The following is a 23,592-nucleotide window of genomic DNA, read 5'->3' as shown; positions in this document are numbered from 1 at the left end:
TTGTTAGCGGCGGATGGAAAGCCAGTACGAATCCGTAAACTATAAAAGCCAAGCTCAGTAAAAGAAGGAGCATGCGCCCAATACGTTTGAGTTGATAAGATAAACTCGCGCTAGTTTTTCGTGGGGGTACGATATGGTCTTTCAACACTGTCTCCTTGCCAGCAAATGCCGAAGCGCTGGCATAAAGATTAAACAATTTTTATGCCAGTTACTCCGGCGAGATGGGTGATAATCCTCGTTGCCATCATAAAGCCTTATCTCTTTCAAATTTGAGCGATAAGGGGTCTTTGAGCCTGTAATGGCTTTTTGTTTGATGTTTTGATGGCACCTGCCCCCGCGTTTTACCATGACCGAAGTACATAGCGGCTCACACCTTCTGCTGGCTGTTGCCACTCGCTATTCTCCGTTGACGGTCTGAGGCGCGTCGAGCCCCGGGAGATGTTTTTCATCGCCTGCTCAAGAGTGTCCATCCTGTAGGTTTTGATGTTCACCCCTTCTTCAGAAATAGGCCCCAGCAGTTCCGTAACCTCACGCTCACCCTGATAAATATCGACCCACTGTGTAATATTCACCTTATCACCATTCGCATCAATGCCACGTCGGTTAAAGTGGTCAATTTCAAACTCACACACGGTTACCGGTACCAGCCCCTCCGGGCGCGGATACCCGAGTATTTCATCAAAACCAGGTTCCCCTTCATCAGTGACCAGATCAGGCGTCAAATAGAGTTTTCCGTTACGGGAAAAATGCGCAACATGGCAGGACCACTGGTCATTTAACATCGTTGGCATGCTTGTGAACATTCCTGAATACCACCGTCTGGCATTATCAACTGATTTGGTGACGAGGATTTCATCTGGTACTTCCCCGTTGTCCATGGTGTAAAAACTGAGAGACAGAGCGGTATTTCTGCGTGAAAGTAGCTTTTCTTTATTGACCTCTTTATTTTCAAATTTGGACAGGTATTCCTCAAGGAACAGCGCCTGCAACTCGGGTGTCGGCGCTTTCTGATAAAACCAGTCGGCCAGGTCTTTAGTGCCAATATAGATGAGGCTGGCTTTACCTTTTTCGCTCTTGACCGCAACAGGAGCCATTAGGCTTACTTGCTGTACGTACTCACTGGTTTCATTGATACTTTCATAGGCCTCAATCCACTGGCCAAGCAGATTGGTGTAAATCACCGGATCGTTCAGCTTTAAAAACTGCTTAAGAGCCTGAGCGCCACGGGAGCATGTATCAAAATAACGCTGCTTCTCTTCGAAGCTTTTGAAAGCAGTCTTTTTGCCCGACCATGTGGCCACCAGCTGTTCATCTTCGAACAGGGTGTTTTCAGCTGGTAAGAAGTGTTTCATTTTCGCAAAACGTTGATGAGTGACGTTTAAGACATTTCGGGATGTAGCAAGTACCATTCGATGAACCCAGGCATGCCCTTCCATCCGGTTGTCGCATTCAAAATTTGCTGGTGCGGCATATGCAACAAGTTTCCCTGAAGCATTTACCGATAACCTGACCAGCTCATAGCCTTTGCTGCTAATAAAATTACGAACCCCGGGAAGATGTTTGAGCCCCACATCAGCGAGCATATAGAGCTGGTTCAGGAGCTCTTTGGAGCCCTTCTCTGTACTCATGGCAGCTTCCAGCGTCGCCCCCCTGTTATCAGCTCGCCAGGCTACAATGCATCGATCTATCAACTCTGATCTCAGATTAGGCTGGCCAATATTTCCATCGGCCAGAGCCTGGCTCAGCATCTGCCGGTAAGGTTCTTCTGCCTCACGCTCGGCACGAATATAATTTAAAGCCATCTTGAAGAAGCGAATGTAAAACAGGTGATTAGACCTGAATTTACGTCTGTGAATGTACCATTCGAGCTCCTCCGCTTTAATGGTATCCATGCACAGGAAACCCAGTTCAGCATCATTCCTGCTGGACTCCTTAAATAAAGACAAATTCACCTTACAATTGAAATCTCGATCCGTTGAGTATCTGTTTACTGTTGCGTTGACACAGATATCGTCTCCCTGACGGAATGCAATAACCGGCTCATAGTTTTTATGGGTTCTCCCAAGCCATTTATAGCCAGAGTAGCTGTTGTCTTCCTGAACTGCTCCTGGTGCTGTCACTGGGTTCATCAACGAATCCCAGTTGCACATTACCCGGGATCCGGACTGAAGGCATGAGTTTGCCTGTTCAAGATAACTTTGCAGAGACGGCCGTGTCTCAGCCATACCCAAAAGGCCAGAACCGTCTTTGTCGTGCAGAAATTGGAAGTACCGTTCCTGGAACTCAAGGCTCAGAAAACTGTAAGGGGTATTGGTATCATAGAAATCACCAAATAGTTTGAGCCGGTGATCGAGGCCGCAGATAAGGATCAGGAAACGACGGTAGTGAAGTGCCATAAGATCATGCTGCTTCAGTCGGTCGGTATAACTGACGTCCTCAAACTTTATGGTGCTGCCATCAATCCCCTGGAAATGTGCTTCCTGTTCGCTGGCGGAAGGGAATAGCTGCGAAGCCCCAAGATGGCTTTCTACCGAAGAGTAAACCTGATGAATATTTTGACCGTCCCGGACCAGAAGGAATACAACCCGGTTCCTGTCATTGCGGACATGATTTTCCCAGGGATCGCGGTAATCGATATAACGTCGTGTTGTGGCCATACATACGATGGAACGTTCGGACGGAAAAATCTGCTCCACCAGCCCGGGGCTGGTTCGTAAAGTTTCATGAAATTTTTCCATATCAGAGAAGTCGAACCAGCTATCGAGATCGCACCATACGGCCAGCTCTTCATCCACCATCAGCTTTGCCTGAACGACCTGGAGCGGGAGGTGTGATGGAGCGGATTCACCCTTCACGATATTCACTACCTCAACGTCTTTGCCGGTATACAGTTCCAGACTGCCAACGCCATCGTGGATTTTCTTCACATATTCCATGGCTTCTTCTGTAGTGGCCAGACTTGCCGCTGCAACTTCCTCGAAATAGGGCAGCATTCTTTTGCTGGCATTAGCGATTGCCTGCGTTCGTTGTGTGATGATTTTGCTGATGGCTGTGCTGATCTGCCCTTCTTTTAAGGCCGCTTCTCTGATTTGTTCAATGCGGGTATCTGAAATACCAGAGGACAGAGCATTTTGAACTGATCCAATCGCCAGTGAGGTTACCGCCTGCTGCTCTTGTGGGGGCACTAACGCAACGCTAAGGCCCGTCACAGGGTTTTCACGGTCATCTGTACCTAATTGCTCAATCGCAAGGTCACGGAGCCCCTGAGCATCGCTCACGAGGGCTGTAAGCGATGCCTGTAGGCTATTCACTTCTTCCTGAGCTTGTCTGAGTTCAGCATCCCGGATTACCTTATGGTCGGGTTCAAATACAAAACTGGACAGAAAATCCTTAACCAGGAAGCGATGCTCTCGCATTTCTTTGCCACGTTCCCTACGGTTGCCGCTGCTGTCTTCAGTGACAATAGCTACAGTCTGACCGTAAACGCGGGGATGGGCGCGTAGAATCACTGTGTGCAGCTTATCTTCAACGTAACGCAAAGACGTAATGAGCAGCGTATCCCCTGCCACAATACCCTCTTCAGGGATGCTGTCAGTGGACGTCCAGTACTGACCCGCCAGCAAAGAATGAAATCGCTCTAAACGGTCAATGTTATTTTTGCTGACCAGGTCACCCATATACCTTTCCTTCCAGATTCGTATGTTAGGTGAATCATACCAGATTGCACTTACCGTCTAATAACTCAAAAAACACCAACTTCGGCATTCACTAGAAATGAATCCGTCCACTATTATTCATTAATTAAATAGATTCTTAGATATGAATAGCGCATTGCTTTTAAAGCAGGTTTCGCAAAGGGTTAAAAAAGGCTTCTTAAGTGAAGCCTTTAATAATAAATGCTACTTATCTTCAGAGGGATACATTTCCCAGTATTTATTACGTACATTAACAAGGCAATGGTCTGCTGTTTCTGAAGCGCCTTTGTCGCGGTTTACAAAGGCTTCTGCAACTTCATCCAACTTATCCGGTACCGTATTTAATGGTAATGCCTGCTTCAGGTTGGTGGTTACCAGTTCCTTTGCTTTATCATGATTAAGTTCAGTTCGGATGCTTGCATCTTTACAAATATCATCAACCTTACCATCAAGAATAATGTTTGGGATAGGTTCGTTTTCAACTTTATGTGTAGTATTAGCAGAGGAGCCAAAAGCGACTGACATCATCGCACACAGCAGAATATTTTTTAATTTCATAGTTCACTCCATTATGACTATTGATATCTACTTATGAAGTATTAGTTATATCATGTTTGCCGTCAAAACATAGAACCCACTGTTTTGACTTTAAACATATCATGCTACAACGTTTTTTTGCACGTGACTTTAGTAGGCATGATTTATGAGGTTTCAGCAGGACGTCAGATTGTTGTCGATCCAGTATTGATGCAAGCCTACCGTCCATTTCTTCGATAAGGCCGAAAGTAAAAGCGCTAAACCACAGCAGTTACCAGGAGTAAAAATTCGTATGGGATCTGGAGAACCGACTTTAACACTCATAATGAACTCCAGAATGTTGCCATGGCATAGACTATTTCTAAGCCTGACGATATCTGCTTCAGGTTTTTTACCAGCGTCTATCTTTGCCAACATATTCTTCTCGGCTGGAAATGACAGTAATTCTATCGGCATCCCTTCCTGCTTAGCCTTTCGCATTAAAGCGTTACTCATTACTGACGTACCATCTAAGTCCACCAGTACAGGAACTGACTGCTGAACGTTAACAGTTGATTTCAACTTCAGCGTAACCCTGAGTGATGTTTCGATCCCATTCAGAAAGCTCGTACAGGCCGGTAACCATAGACCATGATGCAGCGCCTCGGTTGCTTGTTTAAAAAACCAGTCAATCACGGGGACAGTGCAATGCTCATAATAGTGATTTACCTCGCTGAACCTTGCCATATAAGCATCGTACTCAGCCTGGTCTTCAGGAGATAAAAAATTTGGTGGGAGGAGCATCAGAATCCTTTCATCCTAGCTTGTATACCTTCTTCGTAGGCCAGCTCGCCATTATCGGTAAAAGATGGTTTTTGATGTTTATGATAAAGCTTAATTTTTCGTCAGGCTTGATAGCGTTACCGGAGAGATTTGATCTTTTCTCTTCAACTCGCAATACTGTTTATACATACAGTACAGGAATTCGAGTGTAGCTATGTCTGTTATCCTTGAGCACATTAGCAACAAGCCTTACGAAATGGCACCTTTTTTCAGTGATTTACTAAGCTGTGGAGTGATGAGTCCGTGCGCCGGGCATGAAGATAATGAATTAAATTTGCATGAATATGTAGTCCGCAACCGCCCCTCAACCTTCTTTGTCAGGGCGGCGGGCCTCAGTATGATCAATGCCGGTATCAATGATGGAGCAATACTGGTTGTGGATCGGTCTTTAACAGCACGACACGGCTCTATCGTCGTTGCGCTGGTGGATGGAGAGTTTACGGTAAAGATCTTACACACGTATCCTGAGCTGCTTTTGATGCCTTCTAATCCAGCCTATAAGCCGATACGTGTAAATCCTGAATCCCTTGAGATATGGGGCGTCGTCACCTTTGCACTGAATCAGTTCAGCCATGTACATGCACGTTGATATTAACGGAGCCTATGCGGCATTTGAGTGTGCGATGGATCCCAAGCTGTCAAAAAAGCCGCTCATCATAGCCAGCAATAACGATTCGTCCGTCATTGCAATGAATAAACTGGCTAAAAGCGTTGGTATTAAGCGTGGGACCCCAATTTTTAAGTGCAGGGATTTGATTCAGCAACACCGGATCGAAGTCCGGAGCTCTAACTTTACTTTGTATGAAGACTACTCAAATCGCTTCCATGAAACGCTGGAAAGCTTCGCGCCTCAATCGAGTCGATATAGCATAGATGAAAATTTCATGTTATTGAAAAACATGAACAAGATAATAGATTATGAAGATTACGGCCGGTTGATCAGAAGTACACTTCTTCATAATCTGTCCCTTACCTGTGGTGTGGGTTGTTCAAGCACCAAAACCCTCGCTAAATTATGCACCTATGCGAGCAAACGATGGGCAGCTACAGGCGGGGTTGTAGTTTTGACTGATCAGGCCAGGATCAGGAAGCTCCTGAGCCTGATCAGTACCAGAGAAATATGGGGTATTGGTCGAAAGATTAGTGAACGCCTGTCGGCTTTCGGGATCATCACTGCCGGTGATTTTTATAATAGCGACGTTCGCTTTTTACGTAAAAGCTTTGGCGTTGAAATCGAGCGTACCTGGCGGGAACTGCATGGCGAACCATGTTTCCGGCTGCACGAGTCTCCTCCTGTCAGGCAACAGATTATCGTTTCCAGAAGTTTTGGTCAGCGCCTTAATGAGATAGGCAAGCTACATGAGGCAGTTTCATTTTTTACCGCCCGGGCGGCAGAGCAGCTGCGCAAGGATGGCTCGTGGACCCGTCAAATCACAGTCTTCATTCAGAGTAGCAATTATGCGCAAGGTGAAAACCGCTACAGCAATTGTGGTATCGAGCCGCTTACCGCTACACAGGACACCCGCGATCTGGTTGATGCAGCCATGACCATCCTGAACCGCATTTACAGACCCGGGATAGCGTATGCGAAAGCAGGGGTAATGCTCTCCGCTATGACTGACGGCACAGAGCAACTCAGCCTGTTTGATACTCGCCCGGCCAGGCCTGGCAGTCAGGCACTGATGAAAGTTATGGACCGGTTCAATAAAGAAAAGCGCGGAGCTCTGTTTTTACTGGGGGAAGGCATTCAACAGGATTTTCGTATGAAGCAGGCCATGCTATCACCGAGATATACGACCCGCTGGGATGAATTACTCGTTGTAAAAGCGTAGCGGCCATGACCGGCATGGCCGTACTCATCAAATGTGAAAGTAACTTTAGGCCCCGCGAGCTTTTTCGATTGCGCCCTGCAAAGTTGCTGCGTCCATAGCCCCGGGGATAAATGTGGTAGTCGCCGCATTCGGCTTTTTCATATTCATAATGATGAAACCGGGTGTGCCGGTGATCCCGAGCGCTTCGCCCAGCTGCATATTGCCGGAGATCACGTTTTCATACCGGTTTTTTTCCCTGTCAGAAAACGTGCTGTTAAACCCTGACTTTTCCACCACAGTATTAAAGTCAGTGAGTTCGAATTTGCGTTGAGAGGTCATGAAGGTATGAGCCACAGCCATCAGGTTGTTGTGGTACTTACGATAGGCTTCAGCACCGAAATTCTGATAGACGTGCAGACCCGTAGCGGCCCCCATGGCAGATACAGGTTTTGAACCGGCAAAAATCGGGAATTCTTTAAAGAAGAATTTTACATCTTTGCTCTGATTCATTACCGATTCAACAACAGGTGTAACCCGCATGCAGTAAATACACTGATAGTCGAAGAACTCGATTACCGCGACGTCGGCGTCATCAGGGCCGATGTTTGGCGTCTCCTTGGTATCCAGCAGAGCTGGCGCATATGGAATTATTCGTTCCACTGAGGCACTCACGTTCTGATTTTCCAGCGCCTTACCTGCTTCCACTAAATAATGGGGATTTTTTACCAGGTAAGTAGCGGCAATTTTGCCAATTTCTTCCTCACTGAGCACCTTCGGTTTAAAATAAGTTGCCGTGATTAACGCCGAGGCAGCGGTAGCAATAACCGCAGAAATTAAAATCGTGGCCATCGGTTTTAAATAAAATTCTTTAGACATAGCTACCTTTATGCTTTTCAGCCTGTTAGTTATTAACCTGCGATGGATTATACTGGCCCGGTAAATCGGAATTATTCGTGAAACAATGCTTTTTGGAGATTAAAGGATGATTAGGCAGGGCTTTATACTCACAACCGCAATGCTTTTGAGTGGATGCGGATATCATTTCGCAAACCAGGTAGATGCGTACGATCTAATGCCTCGTCCTGTTACAAATAAAAGGTTTCAGATAGTCCCTCCGGACGAAAGTATTCAGTCCAGAATGTTTTCAGGCCGTTTTGCTGATGGATTAGCAAAAAAAGGAGTCATTATTTCCACTCACCAGCCAGATTATGTGCTCAGGTTCCGAATCAGCAGCTCACAGGAGAACATGCAGTATAGCGAGCAGCTTCTTACTGGGGTGACAGGCTACGTTGTAGATAAAAAGACAACGAGAACTGACAAGCATGGCGAATTGCATACTGACTATGACTACAAGCCAGTCGATGGGGTAATAGGCACTGAGACGATGTCGCAGATGCACTATATGCGACAGCTGGATGTCGAGGTATACCCGTCAGCGAAAGGAGCAAAGCAGGTTCTGAAAGTGAGTATGCAAAGCAATGCACCTGTGCCGTCAGACAGCATTGCTTATTCAGCAATGATCGACGCCTTTACTGATAAATTTGATGCGCCGCTGCGTTCCGGAAATTATGTTGCAGTGATCCCCTGGAACTGAAAGCAGACGGCGGGAAGAGAATGTTCAAAAGTGACTTTTGGACACGCACATTAACGTGGCTATCGCCCTCCCCCATTAAAATCATAAAGTCGGTAAAGATCGCCCATCGTGATGGAATTGGGCTTATTAATGAACAGATACTGTAACTGTTCTTTATGTTGAGTACTGGCAGCTGCATTCATAAGCACTTCCAGGTAGAACTTGTAGCCTATGCTTCGCTCTGAATACATATACTGGAACTGCATCAGTAAAATGCCTGACATAACATACAACAGCAGCAGACTGAGTAATACAGTGCTATCAGGCTGTTCCAGTGCCATACTGACATACCCTGAACCCAGAATGCACAGAAGCCACCCCGTCATTAGAGCAGGCACCCTACGACTCAGACGTTTATAACAACGTTTTATTACGGGATCCCGGAGATACTTTTTGTCAGGTATCCCCGTTGCTCTGATGACGAAGCTACTGAGTATCGACATCTTTTTTCCTTCTGGACGCTCTCAGTCAATAAATCAGGCCAGGCGCTCATTGAAAGCTACCACGAGCTGCGAATCGGGATTTTTTACCAGTTCGGGCCGGATAACTTTTAGTTGCCTCGTTGGGGCGAGCTCATCTGTAGGCCTGATGGTGGTATTACCCGGCCCCTTGCGGGTACTGTCGGTGTTTACCTTGAGCTTTTTATTTCCCAGGTAGCTTTCCATCTTTTTAGAGATGGTGTCACCTGTGGTCGCAACACCAGAGAGTTCCTTTAGATGTTCACCTTTATCCATTTGTACCGATGACATCAGAAATCCGATTCCGGGATCGTTTTCCGTTCCACAGGCTCCGTACTGACATTGTGCAGCGAAAACGGGCTGTACACCTACAGCAACCAGCATTAACGTACTCAGTAAAGTAGATTTCATACACACCTCTTACAGTCGGAAAAGTTACTTTTGCGCAGCGCCCATTTGGGTCACCAGGTTTTCCGGGCTCAGCCACCCCGTAAATAACTGCGGTTTGCCGCTTAGTGTCACCATGGTAGGAGTACCTTGCAGCGGGATTGTTGAGGCCACCTGGAAATGCGATTTGATAATGTTTAAGCAAGCCTCATCAGGACGTCCTTCCGGGATAGTTGAAACCGGATTCATCGCTGCATCCAGAGCTTCGTTTGGCTTTGCTGAACACCAGATTTTGGCCATGTTCCCGGCTACTACCGAGTTCAGTCCTGCACGTGGGAATGCAAGAAACTTAATCGAAATACCGGCATCAAGATAAGACTTCAGATCATGATGCAGTTTTTGGCAGTATCCACAGGTTATATCGGTAAAGATAGCAAGCCGGTATTTTTCGTTTGGTGATTTGTAGTCGATGGATTTTGTTTTGGATGCGAATTCCCGGACGCCCATTAAAATGGCCTGCTCAGTGGTGTTTATCACATCTTTACCTTTCACGTGGAATAAGCTTCCGGTAAAAATGTAATCTCCGTCTTTGCTCACGTAACTTACCCCCTCCCTGGAAATCACCGTAAAAATATCTTTTACTGGCGAGGGTTCGACGTGCTCGATTGAAAGCCCAATGGCTTTGAGCTTATCCCGGGCTGCATCTGGCAGTACCATTGTATTAACCGGCTCGGCATTCATCGTGAAGGCGGTACTTAATGAAAGAAGTAATACCGATGCCTTAATAATTTTTTTCATTTCCGCTCCTTAAATCGAGCACTAATATTATCACGCCCCAAAATTCCAGAATTTTGCTTAAACGCTTAAATCAACGGGTAAAGCCGAAAGAAAGTCGATAGATATATGGGAGAATAGATAAAACGTAGATTCAGTGGAGAAATCGTTGTGTTTACACCACCAGCAGATGATGTGAAACCTATTCCCGTTCCTGATGAGATTTACACTCAGTGCATTACGGATGCCGCCCGCTACTTCGGAATTGATGCTGAACTGGTTTTTACGTTGTTTGACAATGAAGGCGGTAAGGTTGGTACTTTCAGCAGGAATACTAACGGCACTTATGATATTGGCCCAATGCAGATCAACTCATCCAATCTACCTGAAATAAAAAAGCATTTCCCGACGGTAACGTGGCGGGTTCTGGCTTACGATGCTTGCGCAAGTTTCTGGGTTGGAACATGGTGGCTCTATAGAAAAATTGTTGATCGCAAGGGCAATGTGTTTGAAGGGATTGCAGATTACAACAGCAAAACCCCAAAGGTACGTGCAAAGTACATATTTAACTTCATGGTAAAGTACAATCGCCGGATCCAGCAGCGTAACGGGATGGGTGAGCTTTATCAATGGACCCAGCAACCTCCTCGATACAATGGCCATATAGCTAAAAATGTCCCGGAGCAAAACCCGACTCCTGTTGTTAAATAAATACAACCCGATATTACAGAAGATCATCGAGTGGCTTGGGTAAACCACCACAAATATTTCACACTGACTCAGGAGTAATATATTGTCTTCTTCTGCAAGAAATTTATTTAAGATTCTCTCTTCTTTCTTGATCCAGAAAAACCCTCATCATGAAGAAGTATGTGTTCATGAAGAAACAACAGCTGGTTTATGGGCCCCTCTCCCTGATTCGCATGTCGTGCTTTTCTTAGATTTCGATGGGGTTTGCCACAGGTGTAAAAATGAAACCTTTGAGCGAATGCCACTGTTAGAGAAATTGCTGGATAACTGCCCTGCCATGGTGATTGTTATCTCCAGCTCATGGCGTGAGTGCGCTAATACAAGTTATCTGAAATCTCTGTTCCGGGTGCCTTATAGAGACAAAATCATAGGTGCAACCGGTTCGGTATATTTAAAACACGGACAGACTGGTGTGCGGGCTGCCGAGTGTGAGGACTTTGTCTTTTCACATCGAGTTAAAGCATTTATCTGCCTTGATGACGACGAATCATTATTTCCGGCCGGTTATCCGCATTTGCACAAAACCGATTATTACACGGGCCTCACCGAATCTGACCTTGCAGCTCTTAACGCAAGGTACCATCAGCTCATGGGACGCTGATGAACAAAGTAACTTTCCTTTTACCCTGTCACTGCTGATCTCGTACGCCCATCCACTTTAGGATTGATTGTTTTATACCATACGCAATAATGTCTCATATGAATTCGACAAGAAAGGGACATTATGCTGCATCACTGTCAGGCTAAGTCACTGGATGACATATACCTTGAGGATATTCCCCACATCATACATCCGGCCACGGCGGTACATGACCTCGAAGATACCGCCCTGCCAAACCGGATTATTCAGGAATGGAATTTACCGCAGGGATATACACAGTTTGTCAGCCGGTATCACCAGTTCCACCATCAACGCCCCTGGCTCGCTTACCGCGATACGCTTGACGACATCAGATACGGTAAGATCGTTCTGCTTAGAAAAGACATAACCGGCAATGCCGGGCCGGGGGTTATATCAAATGGCAACCTACGCAATGACCTGCCCCTGTCCCTCTTTACCCGTCTGCGCGATATCATCTCTCGTCAGTTGAAACGCCCGGGGTATTACGTTCGATCAACGACACCAGCACAGCACGCCCAATCAACAAAAACCATTAATTCCAAAGCGGCTGGTCGTCTTCTCGCAGCTGGCGGGCTTTATAATGGAAATGTGGAGGGATTTCGACATACGGCTGAACAACTTGGCGGCGAAGCTGTTGAAGGCTATGACCAGGTATTGAACGAAACAACTTCAGGTATGCTGGTTGCAGCGGCTTCACTTCTGGTTATCCGAAATCCAAGGTCTGCGGATGAATTGACAAGTTATCTCGGCAAGTACAAAAAAGCACACGTTTTGCTCGATGATATGAATGTTAGCGAATTGAACTACATGCGCCGAGACAGAGCTGAATATTTAGCTCTCCGTGGACAATTCAACAATACTGTACGCCCTAACTTCCTTAAATCACTTTCAGACCACCCAGATGCCCTGGCTACGTTTGAACCTAACGATTTGATGAAACTTGCAACAGGCAAGGTCCCCTCTGGGTGGCAGGTTCACCACAAGATCCCTCTTGATGATGGTGGCACAAACGCTATAGACAACCTGGTACTTATTCAGAATTCACCATACCATTCAGCACTGTCGAAAGCACAATCCATCATTACGAAGGATCTACCGTATAATTCAAGCACCAAAGTTCTATGGCCATCGCCGAACGGTGTTATCTACCCGGTAGGAAAGTAAGAGGCGCTCATGAAAGATTTAACTCAACTACTCAGCAGCTTAAAGAGGTTGATGGTTGCAGATCACTACCCTTTAGCCAGCCCGGTAGCCCCGGAAGTCTTGAAAGACTTAATCTGCAATCCGCCTCCAGTGGAGTGGGCAGATCACAAAAAGAGCGCCTATATAGATATACAGAAACTCATTAAAACCAGGCTTGATTATGCCCAAGTGTTTAATGCTATGGATGGTTTTGAGTACAACGGACTTACGTTTTATAACCTTGTTCAGGCAGAGAACGAAAATCTATTGTGGTCAAATATTTACATACGCAACTTTGAAGCACGAGACAATGAAATCTACGTTGACCCAAATCTCACTGATAAGGTGTTAATCGGAGAAGATGGCATGTCACTTTTCGCTTATAGTTTTGCAGACGACTGCTTTCAGATAAGAGACAAAGCATCTACTGATTATGTTATTGAATCTCATACAGAGTTTGATAGATTTTTGTCTTCACTGATTCAAACCGTCAGTTGAATGTTCCGCAAGAGCGGTACTTCTGAAAAAAAGGCCGCAAACACATACTTTGCGGCCTTAATTGTTTAGCAGTAATTTACAATCTATTGATAGTCATTTCAGGAGGTTATATTCAACCTCCCTTATTTTTTATTTTCATTAAGCCACTGATCCGCTTTATCGACACGTGACTGGTAAGGCTCATTTGTGTTGCTCAGCTCTGACTTCATGTACTGAATGAATTCATCTGCTTTCTGAGGCCCAAAGCGTGGGTCATCCGTCAATTGCTGCCGGATAGCCCTTTCAGAGTTCTGCGCTGCATTCGCATAAGTCGAAACGCCGTCGCTGCTAATACTCTGATACCGGTCACTTACAGCTGCGACGCCATCAGACATCTGCATGTGATTAAGGACTTTACCCTGGAGAGAATCAGGCATATTTGCAGGGTTAGAGGCATCATTTGCTATCGATGTCTGGGTTTGAAGGATGCCCGCTCCCGTAAGCATCTCATTTACCGGTTTCGCCCCAACGCTGGTTAGCGTATCCGAAACAAATTGCTGGCCCCCGAGTAGCGCACCAGAAATCGCGCCCCGCTCAGTGTTGGCCTCTATCTTTTCCCCAACCAAGCGATCTGTGACGGTCTGAGTGCGGTTACCAACGAGACCACCGCCCGACCCACCTTCTCCCAGGTTTGCCCGTACGACTGACTCAAGTGAACCATCAGCTCTGTTATGAGTGTTGAAACTGCTATGGATGCTCTTAACGTCATTCATACTCCAGTTAACGTTATAGTTACCCAGTTCATTAAGGATCTTCTGGGTATCCGCTTTGAGCTGCTCTCTTTCGGCACCGGTAGCCATGGTGCTGGCACCATAGGTAAAGACAGCTTGCTGTGCCAATTCAGCTCGCTTATCGTCCCGGCTTAAGTTCGGGTTGTTGGCAACACGACTAAAGTAGTTATCAGTGTTATTAGATAAGCCACGAACTTGCCCGCTCTGATACATACTGTTCAAAGCAGTGGCTCGTTGATCCATTCCATCACCAACCACCCGACCTCCAACCTTTTCCAGATCGTTAAATGTGCCTTCTGCATTTCTGACATCCTGACCCGAATTGACGACTTTCTCTACACCCTGATTATTCAGTACAGGTCCATTCTTTTCGAGAGAATTAAGCACATTCCTTTCTTCATCAGAATAAGTGCGGCCCACGTTGTTGTTATGTATTCCCTGAATATCGCCTTTGCCCGCGTTATCAAGGTTATACGGAGTAAAGCCAGCTTCACTTTTTCCAGGGACATGCTGTGTCGCGTCCTGAGCGTTGGAGGAAAGACCGAGTTTAGCCTGCGAATCTACACTTCCACCCAGTTCCCCTACGCGTGACGCACTCATCACGCCAGACGTATTTACGCTGTCAGGAGTTCTATCCTGTGCCTGAGTGATAGTATTAATTCCTGACCCGTCACCTGAAATTCTGTCGAGCTGATTGGTGATAGGTAGCAGCTGCTGTGCATTACCACCGAAGTCGGAAACCAGACTTTTAAGCAGGCTGGAGGTTTCACGGAGATCCTGTTTATTACTTTCGGCCGTCTCTCCCCGGGCGGTATCAATCGCAATTTTTTGCTCACTGAAATCTCGGGTTGCAGCCACAAGCGCGTCAGTACGTTGAAGCTGCGATCCAAGCTGATTACTGGCCTTGAAGGTATCGTTATAGGAGTTGAATTTCTCCATAAACGCATTCTCATCCAGCCCATTCTTACGAGCAAAATTCCTTACATCATCATCACTGAAGTTTTTGTTGCGAATAGAATCGGAGAACCTGTCCAGGTTAATGCTTTGTTTAGAATCAAGGCTCATTCCACTATTGGAGCTTGCGTTAGTCGAAACCGATGTAGAAATATTTTGCGCCATCGTCTGTGTCGCCTGGTTCATTTTCGACGATGCTTCTTTAAACGCATTAGTATTGGATATCTGATCGCTGCTTACCTGAGACGCCGCTTTACTGAACTGGTCAGTTAACGCAGAATCCTGGCTAAGCTGATTCGTGATTGCTTTTGAAAGGTCATTTGAAAGCGAGTCACTGCCTGTATTGGTCTTAGATGCACCGCTACTCAATTGCCCTGCTACAGCCGCTTTCAGCCCGGCTCCATTGCCAGTTCCAACACCTCCATTAAGCCCAGCGTTGAGAATAACATTTGAAGCAATGCTGGCCATCTGAGACGCACTCACCCCATGTTTCGTTGCAATACCTTCTGCTACAGAGGCACCAATCTTATCCGAGATCTGCTTCATTGTTTGCAGGTTGGTTGAGAACTGCTGGCTCGACTGTCCTGACCTTCCAATTTCGCTCATCTGACTGTAACCAGCCTGGAATGAATTACTTGCCGCACTCATAACTGATGAGGTTACAGCTGATCCTTGTCCCTGGCTGTTAGCGATACTTGAACCAGCATTCCACATTCCAAGACGGAAATTACTTGAATCAACTGCGCCGCCATCGCTGTATCCCTGACCGGTACTGGTTAAGGCGGTTCGTGTCACGTCACCAAATGAAGATTTACCGCTGTTAGGGCCATCCCATACTTTGGGCGTTACATGACCAGTATCCACCGGCGCATCGGGGGTCACTCCCTTAACCGCATTCATCATCGGGTGAATCGACTGTGTCATCAGGAATAATGTGAGTACCGGAATCAGAGCATAGAGGGCGGAAGCAACAGACAGGTATGAACTGTATGTTTCCGCAAGCCCTGGGAGTCCCATCCACGTGACGGCATTATTCTGGCTGTTGAGGGTGCTCCAGGTATCCAAGTCGGCCGTCGCGACTTTCTTCACATACGCGTTGACCATTACTGCCGTAAGCGGCCACATATTCACGAAGAGGATAAGTTGCAAATATTTCGCCGCAGCGGCAACACCATTACCACCTAACGCCAGCAGCATAAGCAAAGCAAATGGAGCAACCATATAAGCAAACATTTCAAGGAATGCGATTGCTGCTCCCGACAGTTGTAACCACAACTGGCCCTGTGAAGCCATTGTGTTGGTTCGCTTCAGAGAAGCCTCAAACAACTGCATATCGGAAGCCAGACCGAGTGGGGTCTTATATTTGCTTGCGCCATTTCTGAGCTCATTCATAATGAACAGGTTCAGGGTGGCGTCATACGAACCAATAGCCTTACCGTACATACCATTTGCTGACGCCATAACATCAGTAAAGCTTGCGCCGGTAGGTGCACCATTTGCTTCGTCTGGAGTAAGGATGCCGTTTGTCTGTCCTATAAGGGAAATAGTCTGGCGAGCTTCAGCTGTACTGGTAACCTGTTTCACAGTTGACCAGACCTCATCACACGTACCAGATTTTGAACCGTTAGCGCCAACAATACTGGCAGAGGCATTCTTCAGTGCGCCTTTCATCGCCTGATTAATCCGGTCCATGCTATCTGCCAGATTAGCTGAGAAAATATCGTTAAAAATAGTTTCTTTACCGGCAATATTTGCGCTTGAGTTTTGGGTAGCCTTCAGGCAGTTGTATGCAAGAGACTGAACGGTAGCACATACGTTCATTGGCCCTAGCCCGCTGGCCGGTTCAGGAAATGCGGAACAGTAGCCCTGGCTATCGCCGCCCCATTGCAAAAACTTCACGAATCGGATCATCGGACCGAGGGTGATGTCATCGTCCAGAGTTGTTGCAGACAGGTCCACCGGAGAAAGCGGATCAAACGCTGTTTTATAATCCTTCAGCAAACCCTGGCTTAAGTTAGTGGTGACGGTTGCCATCGCAGCAATAAAAATTGGAATTCCGTCGACGTTTCTGACCTCTCCCGACTTTACAGATTCAATAGTTACATCCACTCGAACCATTGCCATCATGAAAAGGATCAACCCCAAAAACCAGGAGAAAAACGGTAATTCATTTTTGGTCGGAGCCTGAAGCCATAGCCACGTTTTATAGAATAGGCTCACACCTGCTACAACGGCGGCCGTGGTCAGGAACTCTTTTACACCAGTATATTGAGAAAAGATCAGGGCAATACCGGTAAAAGCCGACCAGACAAAATCAATATCACCCAGGGTATATATGTTGTAATCCATGTCAGACCTCAGTTACGTGTGCCACGAATACTTTCAGTGAAAGCCTTCCGTTGCAGGCGACGGTTATCCCAGGTTGAAATGACGTCCGAGCTGGTACCGACCTGGCTGTGCGATAGCTCATAGGCGGCTTTAACCTGTTTTGAGAGATTGTCTGTTAATCGGTTGAGATCATCCCTTTTACCCGACAGCGACTCACTCGGTATGCTCATGGTTGAAATTTTGGCCTCAACCTGGCGCAACATGTTTATTACGAGGCTCGTCGCAGCAATAGTGCTGATGTCCTGAATGTATGCGTACCCTTCCGGTGCTTCGAATGTTTGCAAAGAGTCGATAATGGTCGGGATGCCGATATAGGAGATAATGCGTAATTCATCATCTGAAACACGAACGTCGTTGATGATTTTTTTCTGTACGTTTAAAAGAAGATCAGAAATGGTATCCTTCAATCCCTTAAAACCACCGTCATTAACTTCTGACATGACAAGGCACTGAGCCTTTCGTGGGGATGATGGATCTGGTGCCGGAGAACACTTGAGCATTTTAATTGATCCGCCAGCTGGTGGCCCCATGATGTAATCCGTGACAGTCATGGTAGACGGGCGGACTTCCATTCCCGCTTTTTCGCCTTTGCTATCCCAGTTGATAATGACAGTACCTACGAGAGACATAAGTTGTTCTGCCAGTTTATAACCGGATAACTCCGTTACCCCTCCGATGTTCATCGTTCCCTTATCAATATCCATGAACGACATATAGAAGAGGTTACCACTGAATTTTTCAGCGAACTCTTCGGGATCCTTTGCTTTAACCTGAGAAGTGACAGCTTCAGGTGACTTTGTCATCGATGAGCCAAAATCAGGAATAAGACCATTAATCGATCCCAGAATTGAGGCTGGTCCAGAGCTAACTGAGTTAGCGAACTGGCTTGGCGTACCCACGTTTTCAGAAAGGAAAGAGTAAGTTGCATTGCATGAATCTTTCGCAAATTTATTTAGCGCTTGCAGTTTGTTTTGGATGTCATTAATCGTTGCAGCACAGTCAGCACAAATAGCTGAAACAGCAACGTTAAAAGCATAGATAGCCGCACCCTGGGCAATACCACGGGCCACCTGCACAAGCTGGTCCCCGTTGATCATGCTGAAGGACCCAAGAAAAACGTCAATACCGTTACAACCGACAGAAGCTTTTGGAAACGACATGGAAACAAGGTTGGTATTAACGTTTGTTGTTCGGTAAGACATTGACCCGCCAACTATGCCTGTACGGGTTGCTGTGGAAAAGGTGGCCGGGCTGGTAGACGTCATCATGCCATTGAAAATGTTACGCATTGCGTTGTCTGCATTTGCAGTCGGGGCTAAAATTGCAGCACAAACAGAAAGAGACAAAAGTAACTTTTTGAAGTTGAAAACGGCATTACTGCGCATAAGTGCCTCCAAAACTGCCGCCAGCATTGAGATAATTGACCGGATCGGCCGTAGGCATGTCATAGCCTTCGAGTTTTTGGTCCATTATTTTTTGAAGTAGGAATGGGTCTGATTCCATTTCGGATTTATTAACGGTAATAACGCCATCATCGCCGATGGTATATTGCCTTTTAATATCTAGAGTTGACTGGAACGAAGCGTCATCGATCAGATTCATGCCCTTCGCGGCAAGTATAATAGTGTTCTTTAATTCATCAGCGGAGATCATGCCTTCACTAATGCGCTGAGCTGATGTCCCATCCTTTGAAACCAGGAAAATTGTAGGTACCTCTCGAATTTTAAATTGATCAATAATTTGTGCGTTGGGGATGTTAAAATCCTGAAAAAGGCCATTATGCAATGGCCTTCCATCCATACTGATTGGAAGAATATCTACCGAATAATAGTTCTGCATAAATTGAAGTATTTGGCTTTCTTCGTGGCAAAACTGGCAAGTACTCTGGAAAAAGAAAAATAAACCTGACTTAGTAAAGATATCTTTCATTACCGTTTGCTGATTTTTTTCAACAACAGTGCGGTGAGCATCCAGTGCCACCTTTTCCACTGGTTGCCTGCGTTTTTCAGACATCATCGGGTTTTTAAGAAAATAATCTTTTGATTTGTCAGAAAAACGCGTACTGATATCCAGCATTAACCTTTGCGCCGTGTAATAACGTGATAGATTTTCTGCGGTAGGGTTATCCATTGCCTGCGTTAACAGTCGAGGCATATTCTCTTTTAGCCATTTTGAATTTAAATCTACCATTTCCTCTTTTGAAGGCGAGCTAGCAGCACCGGTTGGTGGCAAAACCTCTTCTTGTTCAGCTTCGCTTTTTTTAGCAGGATCGTCATACCAGAAGAAACCCTTCTTATAAGCCTGGCCAGATACAAAGGGCGTATCTTTTATTAGGGGTTGCTCAGGGCTGGCGTGGGCACCAGTAATTACCAAAGACATAAGCAAAACCATCTTTGAAGGCGCTAATGCAATACGAGTCATAGACCGTTCTCCTTTTCTGATGCGGTTATGATGGCATACAAAAAAAAGGTTAGAGCTCGTATAGCATGGTCGTTTTTATGTTGAAAAGGACGGAAAAGGAGTGCTGACTAAGAAGATAGTCTCGGTGATGGAAAGATCATCCATCTTGCACGTTGTCAAAAATCCGGTGTAACAAAAACATGGTTTTATCGAATATCTAAAAGCAAATATTGCTTTGAAAACAGGTGTATTTAGAGCTGAAAAAAATCATCACAAGTAATGCTGTTTCTATATTTCAAAAAAGGAATAGCTAAGGATCAAAGAAGCGAACTTAGACAAGAATATAAAATATATTAATTGAAAGCGATTAAGAAGTCGTCATGCATAGAAGGTTTTGAGAACCTAAGTAGTTTTACGTTTTCAACAGAAAAAAAGGTGCACATTTTTGGAACGAAGAAAAACTGAATAAAGAAAAATCAAATTATATCTTTACTTGTCAAGAGTTGATATTTAAGTTGTAACTAATATTTGATTGTAAAGCAAACAACAGAATTTGACTTAAGTCAATATTTAGATTCAGACAAGGCAAGTTTCGCGATATCTTTTTTAAATTTAATCTAATTCTTCTTGAGAATACCTCTCTATGGCTGAAGCAGTTGAAGATAATCTGCAACGTGGACAATGAGCATCATTTGTCACTGGCACAATGTATGGGCGTTTACATTTTTCGCAGGCACCTAGTTCTTCAATTTCTTTCATAGAAGTAAGGATTTCTATTATTTTATTAACTTCCGGTGCGCATACAAAGTATCCCAGATTATGAAGGACACTCATTATTCGGTTGAAGTCAATTTGCCGAAAACTCGCTTCCGGATTTATTGGATCAAAACCAAAATAGTTAACTGCGACATCAATAACAGCAGAAAAGGCTCGGCGGTTATCTGTGCGTTTGCTCCAGCCCCGGATACCTTTTTTGAGTTTTGTTTTTGCACCAGGCTCAAAATCGATATTTTCAGCAACATGATTACCGTACAAAATTCGTATTGTATTTTTATTTGCCCCAAGCGACATAGTTCTTGCTGCTCGCAATAGAGCATTAGCTTTTGTTTGATCGACCTTTGCCATATCAATAATCCTTTAACATAACTTTATTTGTTAAAGTGTTGAACACATCCTGACGGTGACTGGTGAACATAGTGTCATAACGTAATAGTTCCATCAAATCATCACTAACTTTTCCTAACCGGATGTCAGCAGACAATTCATAAGCCCAGGCAAAAACTTTCGTTTTAAGTGAAACACTCTCTTCAATATGCCCTTGTGAGAAAGCAATTGTACGTGGGAAAAGAACGACATCGTTAATTGTTTTTAACGATGAATAACCAATGTCTTTAATAGCATCAGCTGTAGTTGGTTTTAAACCAAAGAAAATACTTACAAACTCTGGTGCGAGCATTGAGATAAAGAACACCTGCATAAAGTAGTCATTCTGTATATCAACACATTTAGAACGCAACTCATGAATCTTCTTGGGATTATAGATATCCACTGTACCATTCAGAAAAGTCACTTTTTCACCGGCATCGTAAATACCATAGTCAATATCATTTGTATCATATTCACGAATTACATTGGAATCACCGTCCAAGACCGCAGAAAAAAACCTCTCCCATGTAATTTCCTTTCCGAGTGTACGCGGAACCAAAAAACTACCTGGACGTGTTTCCACTTCAAAAGCTAAATCAGCGGCTGTACTAAATCCTTTCCCAAATAGGCGACGCTGGAGAAGAGGAGTCCCAGTTTGATATGCAGAAGATCCATGCACAGGCAATAACATTAAAAATGCACGGTAACTACGAATAAGCGAAATCTCAGTGCGGAAAAGTTTACCGAGTAAGCTACGAGTTAAATTATCAGATTCTGACATGTGCTGATTGTCCTTGCGCCATTACAATTGTTCAAATCTTCAACATGGATTTTTTGTTAGGTGTTCGGTAGGGTGAAAAGTAACTTTTAGTATTTTCTTAAGGCTTGAATAAGCCTTAAATCTATCCCTTCAACCACACCGCTTACTTGTAACACTTTTTAACCAAACTAACCAGAATTTTATCAAAAATTCCTGCGCATGCTAACGAAATGTGAAGCGATTAAAAAAAAACCTAAATCCAGCCCCTCCCAACGTTGGATTAGAATAACGACGTCTTTCACTGACCGTCATAAACTGACATTTTTACTTTTCATCAACCTCATGCTTACATAGGATCACTAAACAAAGAAAAGTGACCCTATGAATGCCTCACATAGGGTCACTTATGTTTGAAAAGTGACCCTATGTAATGTCGTCATAGGGTCACTTTTTATAAAAGTGTCACTATGGACAAAGTTCCATAGGGTCATTTTTTTTGGAAAAGTGGCACTAGATATATGTATAACTTTAATAGAGCAATGCACATTATCAAAAGCAATAATCCACAATGGTCATTCTGTCAAAAGTAACTTTAGGGGGTAGCGATGGAAGTGAGGCTAAACTCGCTGTTACTGTTTCTGAAGGCCCCTCCCGAATGGGGGAAACAGCGAGTGCATTACATCTGTTCAATTCCCTCATCAAAGAGCATTCAAAAATCTTCTGTTCGTGAAAAAAAACGGAAATTTCCTCCGGTATAGTAATTTCACATCAGGAGGCGTCATGAGTAATTCAAATCTTATAAGTTCTATAGAGCTAACACGTAAAAATTTACGTGCTCAGATTGAAGGTTTGCGTGTTGAGGCTGAAGATCTCATTACAAAATACTGGATCAAGTGGAAGGAACGAAACCACCAAGAGATTAACCTTACCCGACATAGCAAAGTTCCAAAGAGGGAGTACCTGGGTTCTTACGCACCAAAAGTTGAGCTAATTGGTAATGCCAGAAAAGTAACGATCACTTGGCATCAGTTCAGCCCTTATAAAACAAGAGCGCCTAGCCACATGTCAAAACGGGTGCAACCAATGAAAAGTGGAAAATATTCTAAGAACTGTTTTGTAAACCATGCCAGCTGGGAATACGAAATGATTTCTGAAACGGAAGCATTGCTGGAGCCTTACAGAGAAATGCTTGAGCTCTATCATTCAGCATATATCGAACTTGGACGAAAAATCCGTCAATACTCAAAAACTAAGGTGGCACAATGAACGACGCAATTATCACGGACAATGAGCGTATTAACATTGAACCAAAAGATGTAATGGTAAAAGGTTCAAATAAAAAGCAAGGCGTAAACGCTCAAACTTCTACTCAACGTAGACCAGAGCACCAGGGTATGGCCAAAGTTATTATTAACCCCGGCACCCCAGACTTTAACCGGTTTTTAACTGCCAGAAATGGAGCAGTCATCAGAGGTTTTGATGATGTGAGTATCGCTATTTCCTCTCTCTTTAAAACGGTTGATGCAGTTAAACATCCTGACCTTGTTCAGGCTATTCAGGATTGGTTCAACGAGCTGCATGAAGAAAACAATAAGATGAAAGAAAATCTTGTTGCTTATATTAAGTCAATTGAGTTCGACAAGAATGACTCATTCATGTCATCAACTCAGTTTGTACCTTTCAGTTTTGAACCAGTACAACTCAACTTCAATAACCACAACACCATGAGGTTTTACAAGTACATCTTCGAGATGAACCAGCTCATGAACACAATGTATGAGTACAACTCATTGGGTTTACTGGCTGTAAGCGACTATCCGGTTATGTCTCACAACATTATAAAGAGTATTAATTTATATGTTGAGAATGTGAAAAAGACTCTGAATGTTTCTCGCCGTAAGGATGGGCCATACAGTCCAGCAGAGTTCATCACCAAAGTAATGCAATATAAAAGTGTGCAGGCATACATTGCAGCCGAACTGTCAGGCAAACGTCGATAAGGTAT

The 23,592-nt window shown here is 44.8% G+C and carries 21 protein-coding genes; 9 read left to right on the top strand and 12 right to left on the bottom strand.

From position 1 onward, the window contains the following. Positions 1-341: 341 nt before the first annotated feature. From FHN83_RS01080 to FHN83_RS01070, 3 genes are all read right to left on the bottom strand, one after another. Entirely contained in the window at positions 342-3,677 is a 3,336-nt protein-coding gene (locus FHN83_RS01080) for a hypothetical protein (protein ID WP_000502666.1), read from the bottom strand. 222 nt (positions 3,678-3,899) lie between these two features. Further along, the gene (locus tag FHN83_RS01075; RefSeq protein ID WP_000769182.1) at positions 3,900-4,253 is read right to left on the bottom strand and encodes a hypothetical protein; all 354 of its coding nucleotides are present in this window, start codon (positions 4,251-4,253) and stop codon (positions 3,900-3,902) included. 153 nt (positions 4,254-4,406) lie between these two features. Continuing rightward, a complete protein-coding gene (locus FHN83_RS01070; RefSeq protein WP_000926374.1) occupies positions 4,407-5,015 on the bottom strand; it encodes a hypothetical protein in 609 nt (202 codons plus the stop codon). A gap of 193 nt (positions 5,016-5,208) precedes the next feature. Between FHN83_RS01070 and umuD the strand changes: the two genes are divergently transcribed. Further along, positions 5,209-5,643 carry a translesion error-prone DNA polymerase V autoproteolytic subunit gene (gene umuD, locus FHN83_RS01065; RefSeq protein ID WP_000111290.1) on the top strand — a complete coding sequence of 145 codons (435 nt, stop codon included), beginning with the start codon at positions 5,209-5,211 and terminating at the stop codon, positions 5,641-5,643. Next, positions 5,633-6,886, top strand: coding sequence for a translesion error-prone DNA polymerase V subunit UmuC (gene umuC, locus FHN83_RS01060; protein ID WP_001371894.1), 1,254 nt, complete (start codon positions 5,633-5,635; stop codon positions 6,884-6,886). Before umuD ends, umuC begins: the two co-directional genes overlap by 11 nt. Positions 6,887-6,931: 45 nt before the next feature. Here the strand turns inward: umuC and FHN83_RS01055 are convergent, their stop codons facing one another. Further along, on the bottom strand, positions 6,932-7,741 hold the full coding sequence (locus FHN83_RS01055) for a DsbA family protein (protein WP_000031378.1): 810 nt from the start codon (positions 7,739-7,741) through the stop codon (positions 6,932-6,934). A gap of 262 nt (positions 7,742-8,003) precedes the next feature. Between FHN83_RS01055 and FHN83_RS01050 the strand changes: the two genes are divergently transcribed. Beyond that, entirely contained in the window at positions 8,004-8,459 is a 456-nt protein-coding gene (locus FHN83_RS01050; RefSeq protein WP_223230168.1) for a hypothetical protein, read from the top strand. A gap of 59 nt (positions 8,460-8,518) precedes the next feature. Here FHN83_RS01050 and FHN83_RS28455 read toward each other — a convergent pair whose 3' ends face one another. The 3 genes from FHN83_RS28455 to FHN83_RS01035 form a co-directional block, all read right to left on the bottom strand. Beyond that, positions 8,519-8,779, bottom strand: coding sequence for a hypothetical protein (locus FHN83_RS28455; protein WP_001439466.1), 261 nt, complete (start codon positions 8,777-8,779; stop codon positions 8,519-8,521). Positions 8,780-8,974: 195 nt separating this feature from the next. Further along, a complete protein-coding gene (locus FHN83_RS01040; protein WP_000843243.1) occupies positions 8,975-9,367 on the bottom strand; it encodes a hypothetical protein in 393 nt (130 codons plus the stop codon). Positions 9,368-9,391: 24 nt separating this feature from the next. Beyond that, positions 9,392-10,141, bottom strand: coding sequence for a thioredoxin fold domain-containing protein (locus FHN83_RS01035; RefSeq protein WP_139563069.1), 750 nt, complete (start codon positions 10,139-10,141; stop codon positions 9,392-9,394). 147 nt (positions 10,142-10,288) lie between these two features. On the opposite strand from FHN83_RS01035, the gene FHN83_RS01030 reads away from it, so the two are divergent. The 4 genes from FHN83_RS01030 to FHN83_RS01015 all read left to right on the top strand — a co-directional run bounded on the left by FHN83_RS01030 (position 10,289) and on the right by FHN83_RS01015 (position 13,169). Continuing rightward, entirely contained in the window at positions 10,289-10,828 is a 540-nt protein-coding gene (locus FHN83_RS01030; protein WP_000494968.1) for a lytic transglycosylase domain-containing protein, read from the top strand. An 82-nt stretch (positions 10,829-10,910) separates the two neighbouring features. Continuing rightward, the gene (locus tag FHN83_RS01025; protein WP_001371950.1) at positions 10,911-11,468 is read left to right on the top strand and encodes an HAD domain-containing protein; all 558 of its coding nucleotides are present in this window, start codon (positions 10,911-10,913) and stop codon (positions 11,466-11,468) included. 123 nt (positions 11,469-11,591) lie between these two features. Further along, positions 11,592-12,653 (top strand): HNH endonuclease signature motif containing protein, encoded by a 1,062-nt coding sequence (locus tag FHN83_RS01020; RefSeq protein ID WP_000902297.1) that lies wholly within the window; start codon positions 11,592-11,594, stop codon positions 12,651-12,653. 9 nt (positions 12,654-12,662) lie between these two features. Then, positions 12,663-13,169: a YrhA family protein gene (locus tag FHN83_RS01015; RefSeq protein WP_000654195.1), complete on the top strand. Its 507-nt coding sequence runs from the start codon at positions 12,663-12,665 to the stop codon at positions 13,167-13,169. A 122-nt stretch (positions 13,170-13,291) separates the two neighbouring features. Here FHN83_RS01015 and FHN83_RS01010 read toward each other — a convergent pair whose 3' ends face one another. The 5 genes from FHN83_RS01010 to FHN83_RS00990 form a co-directional block, all read right to left on the bottom strand. Next, positions 13,292-17,242, bottom strand: a complete 3,951-nt coding sequence (locus FHN83_RS01010; protein ID WP_000386160.1) for a conjugal transfer protein TraG N-terminal domain-containing protein — start codon at positions 17,240-17,242, stop codon at positions 13,292-13,294. Positions 17,243-17,250: 8 nt separating this feature from the next. After that, positions 17,251-18,666, bottom strand: a complete 1,416-nt coding sequence (trhH, locus tag FHN83_RS01005; protein ID WP_001257292.1) for an IncHI-type conjugal transfer protein TrhH — start codon at positions 18,664-18,666, stop codon at positions 17,251-17,253. Continuing rightward, positions 18,656-19,702, bottom strand: a complete 1,047-nt coding sequence (locus FHN83_RS01000; RefSeq protein WP_094935607.1) for a thioredoxin family protein — start codon at positions 19,700-19,702, stop codon at positions 18,656-18,658. Before FHN83_RS01000 ends, trhH begins: the two co-directional genes overlap by 11 nt. A 591-nt stretch (positions 19,703-20,293) precedes the next feature. After that, positions 20,294-20,806, bottom strand: coding sequence for a hypothetical protein (locus tag FHN83_RS00995; protein ID WP_001140952.1), 513 nt, complete (start codon positions 20,804-20,806; stop codon positions 20,294-20,296). A 1-nt stretch (position 20,807) separates the two neighbouring features. Further along, a complete protein-coding gene (locus FHN83_RS00990) occupies positions 20,808-21,608 on the bottom strand; it encodes a hypothetical protein (protein ID WP_000004208.1) in 801 nt (266 codons plus the stop codon). A gap of 759 nt (positions 21,609-22,367) precedes the next feature. On the opposite strand from FHN83_RS00990, the gene mobI reads away from it, so the two are divergent. After that, positions 22,368-22,853: a conjugative transfer protein MobI(A/C) gene (mobI, locus tag FHN83_RS00985; protein WP_000071885.1), complete on the top strand. Its 486-nt coding sequence runs from the start codon at positions 22,368-22,370 to the stop codon at positions 22,851-22,853. Continuing rightward, positions 22,850-23,587 (top strand): hypothetical protein, encoded by a 738-nt coding sequence (locus FHN83_RS00980; protein WP_000995978.1) that lies wholly within the window; start codon positions 22,850-22,852, stop codon positions 23,585-23,587. Before mobI ends, FHN83_RS00980 begins: the two co-directional genes overlap by 4 nt. The last annotated feature ends 5 nt before the right edge of the window (positions 23,588-23,592 follow it).

It is taken from the genome of Leclercia adecarboxylata (assembly GCF_006171285.1).
Classification (GTDB): domain Bacteria; phylum Pseudomonadota; class Gammaproteobacteria; order Enterobacterales; family Enterobacteriaceae; genus Enterobacter; species Enterobacter barmai.
The sequence above is the reverse complement of the archived record's forward strand: the minus strand, read 5'-3'. Positions and strand labels throughout refer to the sequence as shown.